General features: G+C 63.3%; 17 protein-coding genes and 1 pseudogene. 7 read left to right on the top strand and 11 right to left on the bottom strand.

Annotated elements, in window-relative coordinates; all coding sequences use genetic code 11:
- Window positions 1-50 precede the first annotated feature (50 nt).
- Complete coding sequence (locus K8P63_RS05745; protein ID WP_223798871.1) at window positions 51-773, top strand: IS6 family transposase; 723 nt, start codon at window positions 51-53, stop codon at window positions 771-773.
- Here K8P63_RS05745 and K8P63_RS05750 read toward each other — a convergent pair.
- The 5 genes from K8P63_RS05750 to K8P63_RS05770 all read right to left on the bottom strand — a co-directional run bounded on the left by K8P63_RS05750 (window position 735) and on the right by K8P63_RS05770 (window position 6222).
- Entirely contained in the window at window positions 735-965 is a 231-nt protein-coding gene (locus K8P63_RS05750) for a DUF3489 domain-containing protein (RefSeq protein WP_223798872.1), read from the bottom strand. The two genes, K8P63_RS05745 and K8P63_RS05750, sit on opposite strands and share 39 nt — an antisense overlap.
- Complete coding sequence (locus K8P63_RS05755) at window positions 926-1297, bottom strand: hypothetical protein (RefSeq protein ID WP_223798873.1); 372 nt, start codon at window positions 1295-1297, stop codon at window positions 926-928. The genes K8P63_RS05750 and K8P63_RS05755 overlap by 40 nt, the downstream gene beginning before the upstream one ends.
- 425 nt (window positions 1298-1722) lie before the next feature.
- Entirely contained in the window at window positions 1723-2571 is an 849-nt protein-coding gene (locus tag K8P63_RS05760; RefSeq protein ID WP_223798874.1) for an oxidoreductase, read from the bottom strand.
- 75 nt (window positions 2572-2646) lie between these two features.
- A complete protein-coding gene (locus K8P63_RS05765; protein WP_223798875.1) occupies window positions 2647-5103 on the bottom strand; it encodes a TonB-dependent siderophore receptor in 2457 nt (818 codons plus the stop codon).
- Window positions 5104-5271: 168 nt separating this feature from the next.
- The gene (locus tag K8P63_RS05770; protein ID WP_223798876.1) at window positions 5272-6222 is read right to left on the bottom strand and encodes a quinone oxidoreductase family protein; all 951 of its coding nucleotides are present in this window, start codon (window positions 6220-6222) and stop codon (window positions 5272-5274) included.
- A gap of 320 nt (window positions 6223-6542) precedes the next feature.
- Here K8P63_RS05770 and K8P63_RS05775 point away from each other — a divergent pair.
- The 3 genes and pseudogenes from K8P63_RS05775 to K8P63_RS05785 all read left to right on the top strand — a co-directional run bounded on the left by K8P63_RS05775 (window position 6543) and on the right by K8P63_RS05785 (window position 10864).
- Window positions 6543-7564 (top strand): annotated as a pseudogene (locus tag K8P63_RS05775) (bile acid:sodium symporter family protein).
- A gap of 18 nt (window positions 7565-7582) precedes the next feature.
- Window positions 7583-9940, top strand: a complete 2358-nt coding sequence (locus K8P63_RS05780) for an acetamidase/formamidase family protein (protein ID WP_223798877.1) — start codon at window positions 7583-7585, stop codon at window positions 9938-9940.
- A 9-nt stretch (window positions 9941-9949) separates the two neighbouring features.
- Window positions 9950-10864, top strand: coding sequence for a ribokinase (locus K8P63_RS05785; protein ID WP_223798878.1), 915 nt, complete (start codon window positions 9950-9952; stop codon window positions 10862-10864).
- 4 nt (window positions 10865-10868) lie between these two features.
- On the opposite strand, the gene K8P63_RS05790 is transcribed toward K8P63_RS05785, so the two are convergent.
- Entirely contained in the window at window positions 10869-11831 is a 963-nt protein-coding gene (locus K8P63_RS05790; protein WP_223798879.1) for a PDR/VanB family oxidoreductase, read from the bottom strand.
- A gap of 246 nt (window positions 11832-12077) precedes the next feature.
- Here K8P63_RS05790 and ygiD (K8P63_RS05795) point away from each other — a divergent pair, with 246 nt between their 5' ends.
- Together ygiD (K8P63_RS05795) and K8P63_RS05800 are read left to right on the top strand one after the other, a co-directional pair.
- The gene (ygiD, locus tag K8P63_RS05795; protein ID WP_223798880.1) at window positions 12078-12866 is read left to right on the top strand and encodes a 4,5-DOPA-extradiol-dioxygenase; all 789 of its coding nucleotides are present in this window, start codon (window positions 12078-12080) and stop codon (window positions 12864-12866) included.
- A 25-nt stretch (window positions 12867-12891) separates the two neighbouring features.
- Window positions 12892-13977, top strand: a complete 1086-nt coding sequence (locus K8P63_RS05800) for an acetamidase/formamidase family protein (RefSeq protein WP_223798881.1) — start codon at window positions 12892-12894, stop codon at window positions 13975-13977.
- Between the two features lie 54 nt (window positions 13978-14031).
- Here K8P63_RS05800 and ygiD (K8P63_RS05805) read toward each other — a convergent pair whose 3' ends face one another.
- Genes ygiD (K8P63_RS05805) through K8P63_RS05820 form a run of 4 tightly spaced genes read right to left on the bottom strand, consistent with a single transcriptional unit; the run spans window position 14032 to window position 17420 of the window.
- Entirely contained in the window at window positions 14032-14814 is a 783-nt protein-coding gene (ygiD, locus tag K8P63_RS05805) for a 4,5-DOPA-extradiol-dioxygenase (RefSeq protein WP_223798882.1), read from the bottom strand.
- Entirely contained in the window at window positions 14811-15536 is a 726-nt protein-coding gene (locus K8P63_RS05810) for an MFS transporter (protein ID WP_223798883.1), read from the bottom strand. The genes ygiD (K8P63_RS05805) and K8P63_RS05810 overlap by 4 nt, the downstream gene beginning before the upstream one ends.
- Window positions 15530-16183 (bottom strand): MFS transporter, encoded by a 654-nt coding sequence (locus K8P63_RS05815; protein WP_223798884.1) that lies wholly within the window; start codon window positions 16181-16183, stop codon window positions 15530-15532. The genes K8P63_RS05810 and K8P63_RS05815 overlap by 7 nt, the downstream gene beginning before the upstream one ends.
- Before the next feature lie 43 nt (window positions 16184-16226).
- Window positions 16227-17420: an aromatic ring-hydroxylating oxygenase subunit alpha gene (locus K8P63_RS05820; RefSeq protein WP_223798885.1), complete on the bottom strand. Its 1194-nt coding sequence runs from the start codon at window positions 17418-17420 to the stop codon at window positions 16227-16229.
- Window positions 17421-17672: 252 nt separating this feature from the next.
- On the opposite strand from K8P63_RS05820, the gene K8P63_RS05825 reads away from it, so the two are divergent.
- Window positions 17673-18983 (top strand): MFS transporter, encoded by a 1311-nt coding sequence (locus K8P63_RS05825; protein ID WP_223798886.1) that lies wholly within the window; start codon window positions 17673-17675, stop codon window positions 18981-18983.
- 53 nt (window positions 18984-19036) lie between these two features.
- On the opposite strand, the gene K8P63_RS05830 is transcribed toward K8P63_RS05825, so the two are convergent.
- A complete protein-coding gene (locus K8P63_RS05830; RefSeq protein WP_223798887.1) occupies window positions 19037-20425 on the bottom strand; it encodes a TauD/TfdA family dioxygenase in 1389 nt (462 codons plus the stop codon).
- Window positions 20426-20731 lie beyond the last annotated feature (306 nt).

Raw genomic sequence — 20731 nt, forward strand, 5'->3', positions numbered from 1 at the left:
GCCGTGGCCGGGCTTTGTCAGATCTGTGGGGCCGTCGCTAAGCGAGGGCGATGAGCCGCAAATCCAGAGCGAAGCCGCCCTCCCCGTTCCGGTGCTTCAACTCCTCGCCGGAGGTGATCCGGCTGGTGGTGCTGATGTACGTGCGCTTTCCGCTCTCGTTGCGCAATGGCGAGGACCTGCTGTTCGAGCGCGGGATCGACATCTGCCATGAGACGGTGCGGCTGTGGTGGAACAGGTTCGGTCCGCTGTTCGCAGGCGACATCCGCCGCCAACGTGCCTCAGCGATGCGTGGCTTCCGCCACTGGCGCTGGCACCTCGACGAGGTCTACGTGAAGATCAATGGCGAGACGCACTACCTCTGGCGTGCGGTCGATCACGAAGGCGAGGTGCTCGAGAGCTACGTCACCAGGACCAGAGACAAGGCTGCCGCTCTCAGGTTCATGAAGAAGGCGCTGAAGCGCCATGGCTCGCCTGAGGCAATCACCACCGACGGCCTACGGTCCTATGGAGCTTCGATGGACGAGCTAGGCAACCGCGCAAAGCAGGAGATTGGCCGCTATGCCAACAACCGCGTCGAGAACTCTCACCTGCCATTCCGACGACGAGAGCGCGCGATGTTGAGGTTCAGACAGATGCGGTCGCTGCAGAAGTTCGCCTCGGTTCACGCCAACATCCACAACCACTTCGCTCTCGAACGCCACCTCATCGACCGCCAGACCTACAAGCTTCGCCGCTCAGCCGCCTTGGCCGAGTGGCAGATCCTCGCGAGCTAGGCTCGCTGCCCTCATAGAGCGAACTCCATCCAGTGGAGACGAGTTCGCATTAGACTGACAGCACCGTTCGATCGCATGCCCCTTCTTGCGCAAGCCGGTCAGCGCTGCCCGGGTGCTGTGCGGTAGCCAGGCGGTCGCGGTGATGAGCTCGGTCAAGGTGGCACCTGCGTCGCGGCGCAGGAGGTCGAGCACCGCGGCGGTCTTGTTGGCGCGGGCAGGCGAGGGGCAAACGCAGGCAGCTGGGCTGGCGCAGGCGGGCCCACTTCATCAGGCTCGATGCCGATCGCCGCGAGCCCCGCATCGGTCGCGAACAGGCCGAAGCGGAGATCGCCGTCGGTGCGGCTCACTGCCGCCGACACGCTTGTCTCCAGTTCTTTGATCAGGTTGGCCGCGGTGAGGGCCGCGAGCGCCTTGCTCAACCCGCCGCTGGGCTTCAGCGTCCCAGGCAGGGGAAAGAGGCTCCGATCCTCCCGCTGCGCTGCGGTGGAGAGCAGGATGGTCTGGGTGTCGCTGAGGCGTGGCATGACAGGTCTCCGGCGGGCGCGGCGCCTTGTCCTGAGCTTAGTCGAAGGGCGCTCCCACCAGCCACAGCCCCGGCGATCACCATCCCGGAACTCGACACGCTCAGCAGCGGGTCGACTTGTACTGTCGCTCCGGTGCGGGGAGAAGTCGAGCGCGGTTCAGGCGGCAGCGGTGCACCTTGGCAAAGCAGGCTGCCGTACGCAGGTATTGTCAGACCTAATTACCCCGCTAGAGTTGAGCCGCTGTCAGTGCCTGCGAACTCGTCTGGCTGGTTCCAGACGCACTCGTATTTTGCCTCGGGTGCGGGACAAAGTAGCAGAGGAATTCGCTTCTGGAAGCCCAGATTAGATTGCTCTGACAACACCCTTGCGGGTCGAGCCTGCCCGCTTCACATCAAAGCCGCACCACCAAAATCCGGGACCAACATCTAGTGGCGTAAGAAGGGTCGCGGTTTGCTGAAATCGATGGACTCGCTTAGCGAACCCCACCGGCCGAGATCCTCCGGAAATTCGGCGACGCGCTGGGTCGCCATTGAGACGGCGTCGGAGCCCAGCAGCAGGTTAAGTGGCACGGTCGGCGCCTCGGTCATTTCGAAGATCCGCTGCGCGGCCTGTGCAGGATCGCCATTCTGCCGACCATCGCTTCGATTGAGCGCTTCCCTGGCGAGATGGGCGGTTTCCGCATAGGCGTCGATATGGCCTGCGGCCTGTCCTGTCGCGCCGTTGAAACGGGTCCGCAGTCCGCCGGGCATGACGTTGGTCACGCGAATTCCAAAGGGACGTACCTCTTGGGCCAGTGTTTGGCCCAACCCCTCGAGCGCGAACTTGCTGGCGCAATAAGCGCCGGTACCGGACCAAGGTCTGAAGCCCGAAATCGAGGTGATGTTGATGATGTGGCCACTGGCGCGGTCACGCATCGCCGGGAGTATTGCCTGAATGAAGGCAAGCGGCGCCACGAGATTGACCTCCATGAGCTGACGAAGTTGGTCGGGCGCGGTTTCCTCGATGGCGCCGGTGAAGCCTTGGCCTGCATTATTTACGAGGACATCGATCCGGCCGAGCCTCGCCAGCACACTTTCGACGGCTGTTGCGACCGCGGCATGATCGGTGACGTCGAGCACCCGGCCGATCGCGCCGGGCACCGCCTCCTCAAAATCGAGACGATCGGTTTCGCGGCGCACCGTGCCCACTACGGTGTGCCCGGCTTGTGCCACGGTTTCCGCCAGTGCCCGGCCAAGACCGCCGCTCACCCCGGTGATCAGCCAATTCTTGCTCATGATCGCGTCCTAAAGATGAGGCGGTGATGGCCTTACCCTGCCACCGCCCCACAACCCAACAGCCCTACCGTCTGATCAGAATTTGAAGCCGAGCGTCACCTTCCACTCGCGCCCGAGGCCTGGGATTGTCACGACGTTGGCGGTCGTGTCGGTCGCTGGCTGATAATATCGCTTGTCGAACAGGTTGGTGACGTTGCCCGTGATTGTATACGGGCCATGCTGCACGAACACCGAGAGGTTCGCGACCGTGTGATCGTGGAAATAGACTTTGTACGGCGCCGGCAGCAGCGTCGAGGTATTGCCGGTGTAGACTGCTCCGAGCGTACCACCGAAGGTGCCCCAACTCATTGGGTTGCTGGTATAGCTGACGAAGAGGCTGTCGATCGTTTTCGGGATCAACGTGTAGGTGTAGCGCAGATCAGGGTAGAACACCGAATAAGCGGCGCGATAATTGACGCCATAGCCATTGACGCCGCTGACGCCCGCTGCAGTCGGCGGGATGTAGGTCGTCGTCGTATCGCCCAGCACCAAGGTCCGCTGGAGGTTCCCTGACGCGGTGATGCTGATATTGCGGTTGAGAACATATCGAACCTCGCCTTCAAGGCCCTTGCTATGCGTGGCGACCTGCGTGTTTGACAACGGATCATTCCGTGTTCGGCGCTGCTTATAGATGGCAACCGAACCGACCAGATGGCCACTGAGCAAGTCGAACTTCACGCCAGCTTCGTCAAGCCGGGACTTGGAGAGCCAATCGCGATTGTAAATTTGCCCCGGCTGGATATCTCCGGCCTGATTGGTCTCCAGCGCCGAAGTATCGGCGTGGGTAACATACGGGACCAGGCCAAAGCCGGTCTTGTAATTGATGCTGGCGCTGTAGCTGCCCTTGCCTTGGCTGGCCGTATAATCCTGTCCCTTGACCACGGTATAGACAATCGTGCCTGCGTCGCGCGAGGTGACGCCGAAATCGTCATATCGACCGCTGAGCAGGATCCCTAGTCGATCGAACAACGTGACATCGGCTACTGCGAAGGCACCGGCGTCGGTCGACTTGGCGTGAACCTGCGTCTCGAAAGTCTGGCCAATATTGCCCGGTTCGGAGCTGAACGGATCGTCGAAGATGTCGGTAGGGGTCGCACCGTAGGAGATGTCGCGACGATCCACACTGACGAAGCCGCCGAGATAAGATTCATATTTGCGGCCGGCGAACCAGCGGTAAGAGGCGCCCGCAACCGTGTTCAGCTTCAGCCAGTCCGCAAGGACGAGCTTCTGATCGTAGGTGAAGCGGAACTCCTGCACGTGCGATTTATAGGATGCCGGAAATCCGTAGCTGAAAAAGCGATCGCTCTTCAGCGCATCGCGGAAATAGGACAGCTTGACGCTGGCATCGTCAAACGTCTTGCCGATATCAGCATAGTAGGTTTGCGTGGTGGTGTTCGAAAAATCACGATCACTGATCGAGATGTCGCGGGTCGAAAGATGCGTCGTGCCAACCTCGGCATCGAGCGTCGAACGCGCCGTCACGGGCCCTGGGCTGACTCCATTATACTGATTGTGAAAAGATTTCATGCCGGCCTCGTTCGGCGTGAGACGGCCATTGCCATCGGTGTCGACCAGCGAGGTGTCGCGGCCGGTGATATAGGTGCCGTGGTCGACGAGGTCCTGCGTCAATCGATTCTGGAATGTCTGAATATAGCCCTTCGAATGATAGATCATTCCGCCGGCATTGAAGAAAAATCCGTTACCAAGATCGAAATCGGCGGCAATCTGATATAATTGATAGCGTGGATGAACGCCGCGGTAGTAGCTGTGCGAATCATCGGCTTCGACATAACCGGAGAGGCCGCCAGTTATGCCGCCGATCGCGACCGGCGCGCTCAGTTTTCCGGTCACGTTCTTTTTGGCGTAGCTGCCAAAGGTTCCGGTCAGTTCGCCGGTCAGCTTGTCGGTTTTGGCTGCGCTGGCCTCGAAAGGAATATAATTGACGAACCCGCCAACCTTGCCGGCCCCGTAGATGGCTGATGGCGGCCCGCGCACGATCTGCACCTCGGACGCTCCGCCCAGCGGCGTTGCATAGGTGCCATAATTTGGCAGCCGCTGGAAATTCCGGAAATAATTGTCTGCGATTGTGCCGCGCAGATTTACCGAACCGGGGACGCCGTACCAGCTCGCCGTGCCAGCGCCCGGCGAAACCGCGATGAGGTCCGTCACCGATTTGATCCCATAACGCGCTAGCGTAAGTGCGCTGGCGACGCTGGCAGCGCGGGGCGTTTCGACGAGCGACTTGCTCAGGCCGAAGACTGAATCGGTCGGTCGGGTTTCCAGCAGGCCCACCCGGTCGGCGGTGACGACAATATCACCCGAGGCTGCATCGCTGGCGGGTGCCGCAGCGGTTTGTGGATCCGGGTCGGCAGTGCCTGCCCAGGCCGGGGTGCTGCCCGAAAGAACGAGGAGCGACGCGCCCCACAAGAACTTAGAACCGAAATTACACATGCTTGAAACTCCCCGGCACGGTCTGCCAAGCCCATCGGTCATCGCGTTGTTATCTCCGCCGATGACCCCCTTTTGGCGATGTGACGGTATGACGACAGTCCCGGAAAGCACTTGTCCGTAGACGCCCTTGTACTTGGAGCCGTGCGGTCGTGCGTTCAGATGCAAGGATGCGGGCGCATCCCTGCAACTCGCACGGCACCCAGGCCAAATTCAGGGGACGAGGACGAGCGACCCGACGGTGCGCCGGTTCTCCAGATCGTCGTGCGCGTGCACGACCTCGTCGAGCGGATAGACGAGATGGTTGCCGAGCGCAAAAACCCCGGCCTGGATCGCCTGGACGACATCGGCTGCACGCGCCTGGTATTCCGCGACATCCTCGTTGTAGGTGCCCCCGCTGAACTTGGTCAGATACAGGCCCTCATGCTGCAGTTCGATCGGATCGATCGGGTCGACCAGCCCCGAGGCCTGCCCAAACGACACCATCGTCCCGTAGCGCCGGATTGCCTTGAGCGAAGGCAGGAACACCGCGATCCCCACGCCGTCGAAGCAAACGTCGACTCCGCGGCCGCCAGTGATTTTCAGCGTGCGTGCGACGAAATCCTCCTCGGTATGCACGATCGCATGTGCGCAGCCGTTGGCGATCGCCCGCGCAACCTTGTCCTGCGAGCTGACCGTGCCGATCACGGTCGCGCCGAGATGGTGCGCCCATTGCGACAGGATCGATCCGATCCCGCCCGCCGCGGCATGCAGCAAGATCGTATCCCCGGCCTTCACCGGGTAGCATTGGCGGATGATGCCCTGCACGGTGATGGCGCGGTAGAGCAGCGCTGCCGCGTCAACGTCCTTAATGTCGCCGGGCAGGATGAAACAGCGGTCGGCCGGGAACAGTCGTACCTCCGCATAAGCGCCGATCGTGAGCGAGGCAGAGGCATAGGCGATCCGGTCGCCGATCGCGAATTGCGTTACGCCGTCCCCGACTGCGTCAACAAAACCCACTCCTTCGAGGCCGGGCGTGAATGGAATGGGAAGCTTTGCCATGGAATGCTTTGGAGCGGTGCCGCGGCGATAATGAACGTCCGCGAAATTCACGCCGATTGCTGTCTGGCGGATTCGTAGCTCGCCTGGCCCGGGCATTCCCGGATCCAGATTGACGATCTTCATCGCGTTGGAGCCGCCGAGTTTCTCGACGATAACGGTTTTGGGCATGCTGTCTCCTTTCAATGAGATAAGGGAATGTGGATCATAAGCATCTGATTCTGAGGGAAAGAAAGCGAGGTTGCAGGGGCCTTGATACTCGGGAGGATACGGTTCCACCGCTCCATAATCGGCTACGGCGGCGCGGTAAGGCCTCGAGCTGCGCTCGGCCGCGCCAGTCCATCAATTCGGGCAGGGCGGTCCAAACCAGCTGGCGGTGCGGCGCGTAGAAAAGCGCCACCTCATTGGGGCAGTTCTGCAGCGGCGTACGGAGCGATCACATGGCAATGAATGGCGGGAAATGGCTGCGGATCGATCCCTTCCTGCTCCTGCTGGTGGCAACGGTTGCCCTGGCAAGCTTGCTTCCCGTGCATGGCGTGGCGGCGCTGTGGGCGGGCCGGCTGACAAACGCCGCGATCGCGCTCCTCTTTTTCATGCACGGCGCCAAGCTTTCGGGCGCCGCGATCACGCAAGGATTGACGGCATGGCGCATCCATCTCGTGGTTATGGCGTCGACCTTTCTTGTGTTTCCGGCGCTCGGCCTGTCGATGCGAGCGATCGCGGGCCCGTGGGTTGATCCGACAGTGACGGCGGGGCTGCTTTTTTTCTGTTTGCTGCCATCAACCGTCCAATCCTCGATCGCCTTCACCTCGATCGCCGGGGGCAACGTGTCGGCGGCGGTCTGCAGCGCCTCGCTGTCGAACCTCGCGGGCATGGTGCTGACGCCGCTGCTTGTCGCGACGCTCATGGGTGCGGGCGCTGGTGCGGGGGGTGTTTCCGCGGGAATGGTCGTTCAGATCGCGCTGCAGCTGTTGCTGCCATTCGTCGCCGGGCACCTGTCGCGCCCGTGGCTGGGCAGCGTGATCGACCGGCATAAGCAGTTGGTCGGCCGGACCGATCGCGGATCGATCTTGCTGGTCGTGTATACGGCCTTCAGCGCCGCGGTGGTGCAGGGACTGTGGCGACGGGTCGGAATCGCCGATCTCGGTACGATCTTGTTGCTCGACGCCTCACTGCTTGTGGCAGTGCTGTGCATCACCTGGGCTTGCGCGCGCCTCCTCGGCTTCGCGCGGCAAACGAGATCGTCATCGTCTTCTGTGGATCGAAGAAGAGCCTCGCATCGGGCGTGCCGATTGCAAGTGCACTGTTCCCGGCATCGATGGTTGGCCCGATCATCCTGCCGCTGATGTTGTTCCATCAGATCCAGCTGATGATTTGCGCGTTGCTCGCCGCGCGGTACGCGGCGGGCGGACTCGATCCGGGCTTTGGCTCGGACGTGCTTGTGTCTAAGGTTCGGCGCCCATGCTAATGTGGGATGTAGCGACGCGTGACCCATGTGATGGATTTCTGGAACTTCTCGACCGCCGCTTACGTGGAGCAGGATCGCGAGGAAGGCTGGCGGCGCGCGCTGGACAGCGTCGGCCTGGGACTGATCGAGATCGCGCCGGGACCGAATTTCTTCGGCATCGCCGCGGCGATCACGACGCCGCATCAGAGCGAATATCTCTATTTCTCGTCTCGCTCGCAGCAGATCCGTATTCCGCGCGTGTCGCGGACGGAGGCGCTGCTCCTGCTAATCATCGAAGGCCGCGGCTCGATCATGCTGGGGCAGGGACCCCCGGTTCCCGTGATGTCGGGCGACTTCGTGTTCGGCGCGCCGCGTACCGAGTCGATCGCCGCGTTCGACGATGACGTGCGTCTGCTGCAGATCAAGTTACCGCGCAGCGTTCTGATGCCGCGCCTCCTGGCGCCGATGCCGGATAGCCTGCAGCTTCTGTCGGGTGATTTCAGCTTCGCCGCGATCTTCGCCGATCTTCTCGCTTCGTTATCCTCGAAGCTGGGAACATTGACGGGCGAGCAGTTCCGCGCGATCGATACGACGATCATCGAATTTCTGGCGACGAGCATTCTGAGCGACGGCGACGTCGCGATGATGGGCGGCATCGCAGCGCGACGTGCGGGTGTGCTTCACCGTGTCGCCCAGACGATCGAGCGGCGCCTGGCTGAGCCGGAGCTGGGGTTGGCGGAGATTGCGGCCGAAAACGGAATGTCGGTGCGCAACCTGCAGAAATTGTTCGAGGCCTTCGACAAGACATTCAGCACCTATGTCCGTTCCCGGCGTCTTGAGCGCTGCCGGGACGATCTCGCCTCGCCGCTGTTGGCGCAGCTTTCAATCTCGGAGATTTGCTACCGCTGGGGTTTTACCGATCCCGCGTATTTCAGCCGCACCTTCCGCGAGGAGTTCGGAGTTTCGCCGCGCGAATTCCGCCGGATGCCACACCTGCATCAACCGGAAGATCGCGAGGGCCGGACCTTCCGGCGCGGTCGTCCCGACGGTGCCGAGCCGGCGACCGAGGGCGGGTTCGAGCCGCTCGATCGCGGCGCACTCGCGATCCTCAGCACGCCGATCCAATCGGGGCAGCAGGAACACCATATTCCCGCATCGTCCCAGACGATCCATTGGGGCTATTTCAGCCGCAATCTCCGCCCGGTGGTCGAGGTCAATTCGGGCGATTTCGTCACGATCGAATGTCTCACCCATCACGCCTATGACGATCATGAGCGGATGATCGCGGGCGACCGCGGCGCCGAGGACGTGTTCCGCTGGACCGCCGAGGAGAAGACTGTCGATCGGCGCGGCGCCGGGCCGATGGACGCCTCGACCTGCGGGCGTGGCGCTGGCGAGGGCTTCGGCGTCCACATCCTTACAGGACCGATCGCCATCGCCGGCGCCAAGCCGGGCGACGTGCTTGAGGTCCGCATCCTCTCGACCGAGCCGCGTCCCAGCCGCAATCCGATCCACGAAGGCAGCACCTTCGGCAGCAACGCCGCCGCATCGTGGGGCTTTCACCACAAGCACATGCTGACCGAACCGCGCGAGCGCGAAGTCATTACCATCTACGAGGTGGACAACAATGTGCGGGGCCACTTCGCACGTGCGCTCTACAGCTATCGCTGGACGCCGCAGACCGACCCCTTTGGCGTCGTCCACGATCGGATGGATTATCCCGGCGTGCCCGTGGATCCGGCGACCATCCAGAAGAAGTTCGACATCCTCAAAGGCATCGAAATCCCGGTGCGCCCGCATTTTGGCGTGATCGCGGTCGCGCCGGATCATGCCGGTCTGGTCGATTCGGTGCCGCCGTCCTCATTCGGCGGGAATATCGACAACTGGCGAGCCGGCGCGGGCGCTAAGGTGTTTTTGCCCGTGGCGGTGCCCGGCGCGCTGCTTTCAATCGGGGATCCCCACGCCTCCCAAGGCGATGGCGAAGCCTGCGGTACGGCGATCGAGTGCTCGCTCACCGGCCGGTTCCAGCTGATCCTGCACAAGCGGGCCAATCTGGCTGGGCAGGCGTTTGCGGACCTGACCTACCCGTTGATCGAGACCGACGACGAGTGGGTGATCTCCGGCTTCAGCCACCCCAATTACCTTGAGGAGCTCGGCCAAAATGCGCAGAGCGAAATCTACAAGAAATCCTCGATCGATTTTGCGATGCGCGACGCGTTCCGAAAGGTCCGGCGCTTTTTCATGGGTTATTACGGGCTGAGCGAGGACGAGGCGATCTCGCTGATCTCCGTCGCCGTCGACTTCGGCATCACGCAGGTGGCCGACGGCAATTGGGGCGTCCACGCGATTGTGCGCAAGGCGATGTTCGGCGCGATCTATGACCCGATCGTTGGATAGGAGAACGATGTGACGTTGCTCGTGCTCGGCGGCATCAACGAGGATGTCGTCGTCCATGTCGAAGCGCTGCCGCGCCCCGGAGAGACGGTAATGAGCCGCGGCATCGATCGAGCGGTGGGTGGCAAGGGGCTGAACAAGGCAGTCGCCGCCGCGCGCTTCGGCGGCGATGTCTGCCTGCTCGGTGCGATCGGCGACGATCCGGCTGGCGCGATGCTGCGCAACGTCCTGCAACAAGCCGGCGTGGACGATCGCCACCTGATCGTCGATCCGAGGGCACCGTCGGGACAAGCCTTCATCACGCTTGCGGAGGACGGCGAGAATTGCATCGTCGTCAACGCCGGGGCCAATGCCGGGATTGCGGCGCCCGACATCGCCCGCCAGCCGATCACAGCGCACGTCTATCTTGCGGAGTTTGAGGCACCCGTCGCGGCTGTCCATGCATTGTTCGCCACTCCCGCCTCGCAGGCCGGCATCCGCATCCTAAACGCTGCGCCCGCGCTGCCCGAAGGCCGCGCGACGCTGGCCCTCGCCGATATCGTCATTTTGAACGAGACCGAGCTGGAAGCCTATTGCGCAGGCCATCCGACCGCCGCCGAAGCCGATATCGTTGCCGCTGCGCGCATGTTGATCGATGGGGGCGAACGGCGGATCGTCGTGACGCTCGGCGCGGCGGGTTGCCTGCTGGTCGAAGCGGACCGCTATCGGCGTTTCATGCCGCACGAGGTGAAGGCGATCGACACGATCGGCGCTGGCGATTGCTTCTGTGGCGTGTTCGCAGCCGCACTGGCCGAGGGCATGGAAATCGCCGCGGCGATCGAGCAGGCCAATGCCGCGGCCGCGATCTCGGTCGGCCGCCGGGGTGCTGCCGCCGCCTCGCCGATCCGCGCCGAGATTACCGGCTTCCTCGAGCGCGAGTCTGCGTAAGCGGCTAGAGATCCAGCACGAGGCGCGCGGAGAGCGAGCCTGAGCAACAGATCATCATCGTACGCCCCGCGGCTCGCTCCTCATCTGTCAGCAGCGCATCGCGGTGATCGGGGGTGCCGGCCAGCACCGTCGTTTCGCATGATCCGCAGACACCTTCCCGGCACGAATAAGCCACATGGCGCCCGGCCGCCGCCAGCGCGTCGAGTATCGACTGGCCGGGGGCGACATCGATCTGCTGCCCGGACCGGGCAAGCTCGACGCTGTAACCACCGTCGCGCGCAGCCGGCTCCGCTGCGGTGAACTGTTCGAAATGGATATTCTCTACCGGCCGAACGGCGCAGGCCGTGCGGAACGCGTCGAGCAGGCCGAGCGGACCGCAGCAATAGAAATGCGTACCTTCCGGCGCGCTTGCAACGATCGCGGGCAAATCCATCAGCGGATCGCCATCCTCGTTGAAATAGGTCGCGATCAGGCCACCAGCAGCCCGCGCACCGTCCTCGATCTCGTAGAGGAGCGCCGCATGGTCGCGCGTCCGGGCGGCATAATGCACCTCCCACGCGCGGCCGATTGCCGAGAGGCGCTGCGCCATGCACCAGATCGGCGTCACACCGATGCCGCCGGCGATGAGCACGCTGTAGCGCGCGCTTTCGTCGAGCCGGAAGTGGCAGCGCGGCGCGCCAATCTCGACGACGTCGCCCACGGCCAGATTGTCGTGGACGAATGCGGAGCCGCCCCGTCCTGCAGCGTCGCGCAGCACAGCGATCTCGTAGCGATCGACGGTGTTGGGCCCGTTCAGCAGCGAATATTGCCGGATGACACCGTTCGTGAGGTGCAGATCCACATGCGCGCCCGCTTCGAACAGCGGCAGCGGCGGATCGCCGTCGAGCGGCCGCAGCACATAGCGGCGAACGCCGCGGGCGATGGCGTCGGAAGCTGCGATCCGAACAGGAATCAGATGTGCTGACATTGTGGTTCCCATGGCTTGCCGACGCATCGGGACGCGATGGGGGGCGCCGCGTCAAGCAACGCGAGCCCGGTTGCGCTGCAGTGCAAGAGAGCCATCGCGCAAGTCATGCTGGCTGGTTCCAATTGGTTGGCGGTCAAGCAATTGGTCGCGTCACGACAACTGCCCTGGCGATCGCGCGGCTATGATCGCCTCACCCTGGCGACATGGCAAAGCTCCACGCTTCCCGGGGGGTAGGGACGAAAAGCCATGGCACGTTTGCCGACGATCTTCTTCGGGCATGGTAGCCCGATCATCGCAATGAAGGAGAATACGACCACGGCAGCGTGGCGGGCGATTTTGGCGAATATCCCGCGCCCGCGTGCGGTGCTCTGCATCTCGGCGCATTGGGTGACCCGCGGCATCGGCATCACCGCTCAGCCTTATCCCCCCACCATCCACGATTTCGGTGGCTTCCCGCGGGAGATGCACGAATTCCAATATCCCGCGCTGGGCGACCCCAGCCTTGCCGCGCGGGTCCGCGATCTGCTGGCACCCGCACCGGTGGTACTTACCGATCGCTGGGGATTCGATCACGGCTGTTGGACGGTGCTGATGAAGATCCTGCCTGATGCGGACGTGCCGGTGATCCAGCTCAGCCTCGATGCTGAATGCACGCCGCAACAGCATTTCGATATCGGACGGCGCCTGCGCCCGCTGCGCGACGAGGGCGTGCTCCTGATCGGATCGGGCAACATCGTGCACAATCTGAGTGGGGTGGTGCGTCGCGACGGGGTGCCGCCGCACGATTATGCCGCACACTTCAGCAAGGCGATCAAGGATGCGATCCGATCCGACGAACCCCGCATGGTTATCGACTATGAGGCGCTGGGCCCAGACGCCGCACGATCGGTGCCGACGCCGGACCATTTCTGGCCGCTGCTCTACGTACTCGGCGCGCGGCACGAGGACGACGTTCCCAGCTTCTGGCCCGATTTCATCGAATATGGCTCGATCGACATGACCAGCGTCACGCTGGCCGCACCGCTCGCCGCCTGACATCCTTCACCCACAGGAGTTCTTCATGGCCTTCACCTGCGCGCCCGGCGCCGTCCGCCCGACCGTCGTTCCGGGCGCACTTCATATGCTCGAGGCGCTCCCAGGCACGGTGCATTGGGGCTATTTCGACCCCGCGCACCCGCCCGCCCTCCGTGTCCGCTCGGGCGACCTTATCCAGGCCGAGGCAGTAACGCACCATGCCGGCGACGATCCCGCGCTGCTGATGGACGAGAAGATCTGGCGGATCTTCAACGAGACGCCCGAGGCCGATCGCAACCCAGGCGTCCACATCATGACCGGCCCGATCTATATCGAGGATGCCAAGCCCGGCGACATGCTGGAAGTGCGCTATCTCGCGATGCAACCGCGCTTCCGCCACGGCTCCAATCTCGCCGCCAACTGGGGCCATCTTTATCAGGAATTCGGCGAGCGCGAGAGAGTGACCATCTATGAGATGGACCCGAACACCAATACCGCTGCTGCGCTTTACGCTTACGATTTCGAGGGCAAGTATCTGACGCCAGGCACGATCACCAACTGCCCGGAATGCGACCGCCAGCGCGCGCTGAACGGAGTGCGCGTGCCGGTGCGCCCACATCTCGGCACCGCGGGCGTGGCACCCGACGTCAAGGGTCGCGTCAGCACCATCCCACCGGGTCTGCACGGCGGCAATATCGACAATTGGCGCATCGGGGCAGGTGCGACCATGTATTATCCGGTTCAGGTCGACGGCGGGCTGTTTTCGATCGGCGATCCCCACGTTAGTCAGGGCGACGGCGAGATCAGCGGCACCGCAATCGAAGCCTCGCTCAACGTTTTGCTCCAGATCGTACTGCGCAAGGACTTCACTTTCCCGTCGCCATTGCTGGAAACGCCCAAGAACTGGATCGTCCACGGCTTCGGGGCCGATCTCGACGAGGCGATGAAGAATGCCTCACTCGATATGCTGCACCTGCTGACCGAGAATCAGGGGCTGTCGCGCAACGATGGTTATTCGCTGATGAGCATCGCTTCTGATTTCGCCGTCACGCAGGTCGTCGACGGGACGCAAGGCGTCCACGTCCGCATCCCGCGCGATATCTTCCCGGCGAAAGGATCGGTCGACATCTAAGGGTCGATCGATACGGGGGACGGCGGTTCGCAGGAGGAATGCGCCGTCCTCGCGTCATCCGGCCGAATCCGGAATCCCGAAGCCTACGCCGGTCATCGATACCGACGCCAGCACCTGACGATTGAACAGCATCGGCCGTTCGCCGGGCCGCGCGGCGCCGAGCACATAGAGCAGCGGCAAAAAATGCTCGCTTTCGGGAACGGCGTCCGCGGCGTCGGGCAGCGTCTGATAGTCGATCAGCGCGGCATGATCTCCCGCTTCGATCAACGCACCGATCCGCGCGTCAAAACGGCCCGCCCAGAGGAACACCTCGTCGCCACGCGGACGCGGCACGCGCAGGTTGTGGACGATGTTGCCGCTGCCAAGGATCATCACGCCTTCCTCGCGCAGGCCTGCGATCGCCTGCCCGATCGCATAATGGCCGCCGGCGGTGCGGCGCACGTCGAGGCTGAGCTGGAGTACCGGCACGTCCGCCGCCGGATACATCCACCGCAATACCGTCCAGCTGCCATGGTCGAGCCCCCAGCTATCCAAATCGGCGCGCGCATTGAACGCCTGGAGTCGTGTCTCGATTTTTAGCGCCAGCGCAGGATCGCCCGGCGCCGGATAGTCGATCGCGTAAAACTCTTCGGGAAAACGGTAGAAATCGTGGATCGTGCGCGGCCGCTCGCCGCGCGTGACGAGCACCCCCTTGCTCTCCCAATGCGCCGATATGCAGAGGACCGCACGCGGCCGGTCGATCGCAGCGGCGATCGCCGCCCAGCGTTTCGAGGCCGAGGTTTCGCGCAGCGCATCCCGGGGCGATCCATGACCGACGAACAAAGCGGGCGCGATCATCGGGGGGTGTTTCCTTCGTTGAACATGGCGCGTTGGCCAGGATCGAGCCGGCGTGCATCGAGGCTGCCGATCAATGTCAGCACCGCGATAGCCAGGAACCCAGTGCGATAATCGGCCAGGACCGCAGCGTTGCCCCGCCCGTGCAACGCTGCGGACAGCTGGATGCTCAAAGCAGCCACCGCGACACCCAGCGCTCCGTTAATCTGCTGCACCGCGCTTGCAAGCGTACTCGCGCTGGCCATTCTGTTCGCGGGTACATCCGTAAACGCGAGCGTATTGAGCGCGGTAAAATGGATCGACCGGCCGCCCCCCGTGAACAACAGCAGCACGATCAACCACGCAGTCGACACGTCGGCACCAACCAGCGCGAAAGCTGCAAATCCGACCGACAGCGCAATGCCGTTGACGAGCTTGATTTGCCGATAGTGCCAGCGCCTCAGCACCGATGTGGTGGTGAACTTCACCGCGATATTGCCGCACATGCCGATTAGGATAAGCAGTCCGGCACCTGTCGGCGAATAGCCGAGCCCCGCTTGCAGCATCAGCGGCAGCAGAAACGGATTGGCGAGGATAGCCATGCGGACCAATGATCCTCCCGCCATAGCATGGGCAAAGCTCGGCTGATCGAGCAGCCCCATATCGAACAACCCCGTTCGCATGCGGTACAGATGGCGGACGGTAACGATCGCGGCGGCGATGACCGCGACCGCACCGATTACCATCCAGTGCAGCGGCAGGCGTGCTCCCTGCCAACGAGCAGCACGAGTAGGCCACTCGCCACCGCCCACAGCAGCCAGCCGGGAAGATCGAATGCGGCGGGTGCCCGGTCTTCGCCATCGGGCAGCAGCCGCATCGCGAGCACAGAACCGATCGCGCCGATCGGCAGATTGAACAGGAAGATCCATCGCCACGACAGATGCTCGACGATCAGTCCGCCGAGCGGGGGCGCCACGGCAGGCGCGAGCAGGGCCGGCCAGGTGAGCAGCGCCATGGTGTGGACGAGCTCGGATCGGGGCGTTTCGCGCAGCACGATGATCCTTCCGACCGGCGTCATCATCGCCGCGGCCAAGCCCTGCACCACCCTCGCGGCGGTGAAGCTGGCCAGACCCGGTGAGGCGGCGCAGCCGAACGAGGCGAGGGCAAACAGCAGCATCGCGCCCGCGAACAGCCGCCGGCCGCCGATGCGATTGGCCGCCCATCCTGAAAGCGGAATGCCGATGCCCACGGCGACGAGATAAGCCGTGATCCCGATCCCGAGATCGAGCGGGGCGATCGCGAAGCTGCGTGCCATCGCAGGCAGCGCATTGGCGATGATCGTCCCGTCAAGCGCCTCCATGAACAGTGCGCCCGCAACCAGCAATGCGGGCAACCGGGATCGCCGCGGCACATGGCCGTGCACGGGGGCCGGTCGCTCAGGCCGCGGAGGCGGGCGCCTTGCGCACGGCCCATTCTACCTTGTAGCGCTTGACCAACCAGGCGTTGAACTCGCGCTGCGCCTGCTCTTGCCAGCTATAGCGGCCGCGCGCGGCGTAACGCGAGCGCAGCCCCACCGGTATTAGTCCATCGACATGCACATCCTGAGCGGCGATCTCGGCCGAGGCGTCGAGATTGACCTTAAGCCGCTCGCGGAACAGCGGCTGAGCTTTTGCGCCGGGGGCTGCCAGCCATCCCCGTTTCGCGGTGATCGTGTCGTGTGAATTGGCGTGGAGGATGATGAAAGCGACCAGATCGGCGCGGATGATCAGCGACAGGCTCGGCGGCACGTTGGCGAACAGCAGCCGGTTGCGATCCTCGTCGGTCAACTTCGGGAATACCGGCAGCAGCGCCTTGAGCGTCGGGTTGAAGCTCGCATCGGCGTGAATCGTGCCGTTGTAGCGATAATAGCCAGCCGTATCCTCGGGCAGATCCTGCGGGAAGACGCAAAGCTCCGACGGAGCGATATCGTGCAGCGGCCCGGCATGGAGCCGGTTGGCGTGATAGCCGTCGTTATTGTTTTCAAACATCACCTTCCAGTTCCACGGGAAGGTCAGCTCCTCCAGTTCCATCGACGTGTCGGCATTGGCGAGATCGTAATTCTCGAGCACTTCGGTCACCTTGGTCAGGCGCGGCGCGAGCGGAGCGGCATCGAGATCGAAGTTGACGAAGATGAAGCCGAGCCAGATCTCGACCTTGAAATTGGGCAGCTTGATCTTGCTCTTGTCGAAGCCGCATGCACGCTCCATCGCCGGCGCGCCGATCAGCTGGCCGTCGAGCGAATAGGCCCAATGATGGTAGGGGCACAGGAAGGAGCGGGTGTTGCCATGCCCCTCGGCGACGAGCATCGCACGGTGCTGGCACACGCTCGACATCGAGCGGATTATGCCGTCGCGGCCTTTCACCACCACGATTGGCTCGCCCATGTGCATCGAGGTGAAATAGTCGCCGGGCTTCTCGACCCATTCCTGGCGGCCGACGCACAGCCATTCCTTGGCGAAGATCGCATCCTTCTCGAATTCGAAGAAGGCAGGATCGGTGTAGCAGGACGGCGGCAGCATCTCGGCCTCATCGACCGGCCCGATTGAGCTCTCCATGCTGGCGAAGAAAGGATCGTCGAGAATCTGCACCATTGATCTATCCCCAAAGCGGCGTCGGCGCGCGGGGCGCCCGTCGGTTGGCCAACTGTCGCCAGGTTGGTAACCGGCGGCAGAGCAAGGCGAAAGGCGACTGGCATGTCCTAAAACGCCCGAACAATTGACCGTCGGCCGGATGAACGGATTCGGTCTCGCCATCGCAGTGCGAACATGGTCGCATGGCGAGATGGTACGGCGCCCGGTGCGCGGCAGGCGGCGCGGAGCCCGCGCAACAAGACAGGATAGGCGATGGCGAAGCAGCTCGATTTGAATGATGCGCCGATGCGCGGTCTGCTGATCCGCGTGCCGATATTGTGTGCGCTGCTAATGGTGATGGAAGGGCTCGATTCGAACATCATCAGCTATGTTGGGCCGCTGATCCGCGACGAATACCACCTGTCAGCGCGCATGCTGGGCGCGATCTATTCGGCGACGATCTTTGCCTCGCTGGCGGGTGCCGCGGGAATCGCACCGCTGTCGGATCGCTATGGCCGCCGGCCATTGCTGCTGGCGACGAGCGTCGTGCTGAGCTGCTGCAGCCTCGCCATTCCATTCATCACCACCGCGCCCGGGCTGATCGCGTTGCGCGTGGTGGTGGGCCTCGCCTTCGGAGCGGCGGTGCCGACGACGTTCGCGCTGGCTGCCGATTTCGCGCCGGATCGCCGGCGTGCACTGATCATCATGCTCGTGACCTCTGGCGTGGCGCTCGGCTATGTTCTGGCCGGCTTCGCCTCGGCAGCGGTGGTTCCGATGTTCGGCTGGCGGGTGCTGATGCTGGGCACGGCGGCGGCCTCGTTCCTGTGGACGATCATCCTGTTTTTCGCTTTGCCCGAGTCCCCCGAATTCCTGCATCGCACCGAGCCAAATTCGCATCGCACGCGCCGCCTGTTCGAAACGCTCGGCACGACGCGGCCCGCTGCCCGGACGCGTGCTTCGCTGGGCGCAAACGCGCTGGCCTTGCTGCGCGCGCCCTATCTGCGGACGAGCCTGCTCGTCTGGTTTTCGGTCACCGCCGTCTACGGCGTCGAATTCATGCTTGGTTTCTGGTTGCCGACATTGCTGATGGGCCAAGGCTACAGCGTCCGCGCAGCCGGTGTCTTGACCGCGGTGGGCAAGATCGCGAGTATCTTCGGCAGCCTGATCATGGGCTGGTTGATGGATCGAAGCGGGCTTCGGCCGGTGCTGGCCTGCGGCTATGCGCTTGGCGCGCTCGGCCTGCTGGGCCTGACTGTCGCGTTGGGATCGCCTATTTTCGCCCTGCCGGTTATCGTCGCCACCTGCTTTTTCGTCGACGGCAGTTTCTCGGGCGCGCAGGCATTGACCGTCTCATCCTTCCCGCCAGACCTGCGGGCGACCGCGTCGGGCTGGGTTACCGGGTTGGCGCGGGTGTTGGGCGGTGGGATCGGCACGCTGGCTGGTGGCGCCCTGATCGGCGCTGGCTACGGCGTCGGCACTCTGGCGGCAATCATGCTGATTATCATGGCCAGCGGCGCGGGCGCGATCGTGCTGCTCCAGCGACAGGAGCCGACAGTCGCCATGGCAATGGTGGCCGCGCAATAAAAGGGGCGCGCCGATCGCGGCGCGCCCCTTATTTCGGGCTGGATTAACGGACGTCAGTAAGCCGCGTCCTTGCCCCAATCATAGCGGGGATAGCAGATCTGCGAGATGCGGAAGCGCGTTTTCTCGGCCGGCACCGCACCGTCCCGGTCTTCGGCACGGCCTTTCACGACATTCTTGCCGAACCCCGGCACCAGCGGCCGGCCCTCGCGCTTCAGCCAGAGCCGAAGCAGATGCCGCTTCTTCTCGGGCTGCTGATAATCGAGATAGGACGTCCGCGAATGCAGCGCGGTGTAATTGAGCAGCCACTGCATGTCGCCGGGCCGGAAATCCATCTCGATCGGGAGGCCCGGCGTCAGGAAGATTGCGTCGAGCTCGTCCAACAGCTCCAGTTGCGCTGCGGTGAGACGGGGCACCTCGGGATAGTCTTGCGCCGAGCGGATCATCCGCGAGCCGGCGTAGATGCTGAACACCCCATCGACCATGCATGCCATCGGCGACACATAGGTCGTTTCCGGCGCATCGTGATCCTGCTTGTACCAGTCCCAATACCAGGGCTCGAACAGCAGAGGCGCGAGATCGGGGCGACGGCGCAGCAGCTCGTTATATATGGTGGCACCACTGATGAGGATCGACGCGCCGCCCGACTTGCTGCCGCGCAGACACATCAGCGCCACCACGTCCGAACTGTCGGAGTGGAAGCCGAGCTTATCGGTGGTGCGCGATCCCAACGCGGTCGGATCGTCGACGGTCTTGTCGGTCGTCGCACGGACGTGATCGAACGCGTCGCCGAGCTCGTTTTGGCGCATCGGATCGCCGATATGGAGCCCGAGCATGAAGAAGATCGCCGCCGAAAGCGCATCCGAATAAAGATCCGAGCGTAGACCACGGACGAGGATGAAGCCGCGTTTATCCTCCATGGCCTCTTCCCACACGCGCAGACCCGCCGCTGTTATGGGCAGCGGGTAATCCTCGGCCTGGACGAAGCGCAGGTCGGGATCTTCTGCCAGGAAACGGGCGCCGACCGTCTCGAGCTCGATCCTTTCGTCGTCTGATAGGTGATAGATCCAGTCGTCGCCGGACCGTAAGTCCTCGCCCCGCCACGCCGCCGGCCCGGTGACCGGCCGGAGCAATTCGTCAATCATGTTCAACTCCTTCGGATCGTACCGATAACGTCGATCCGACGGCCCGGAAACGCCATGCAGCCATCCGCCCGCATTGTTGTGATTTCGCGCCGCAACAAAACTTTGCTCGGAGGCGGGCTGGCCGTCCAGATGGCGGGGCGCTGTCAGAGCTAATTGCCCGAGGGGCATTGTCAGACCAATGTGGCACGCTATGCACATTGCGCTGTCAGTGCTGCGAACTCGTTTGGCTTGTTGCCGGGCCACCCTGGCGTTCGGCTTCAGAAATGAGGCTGAGCGGGGAGACCTGCGCGCCGGAGTCATTAATTCACATTGCTTTGACAACACCATCCTGTGGACCGACTTCATGGCGAGCCGAACCCATCGGGATCGGCCAGACGGTCAGTGTGGACTTGTGCTGTCGCTTTCCGCGAAGTCTAAGACATGCCCGATTAGAGCCCCTTCGGCGGGCTTTTCGTATGCAGGCTATTGCTTGTCAGGCCTCTGCGATCTTGGCCGCGAAGCGCCGTCCAAAGCAAGCTGCACCATTGTTCCGATCGTCATAGCAAGCAGCGTAAGAATGGCGATGCACAGCGCCATCAGCCGCTTTCTTGATCTGCTAGAGTCATG

The organism is Sphingomonas nostoxanthinifaciens, assembly GCF_019930585.1.
In the GTDB taxonomy this organism is placed as follows: Bacteria; Pseudomonadota; Alphaproteobacteria; order Sphingomonadales; family Sphingomonadaceae; genus Sphingomonas_I; species Sphingomonas_I nostoxanthinifaciens.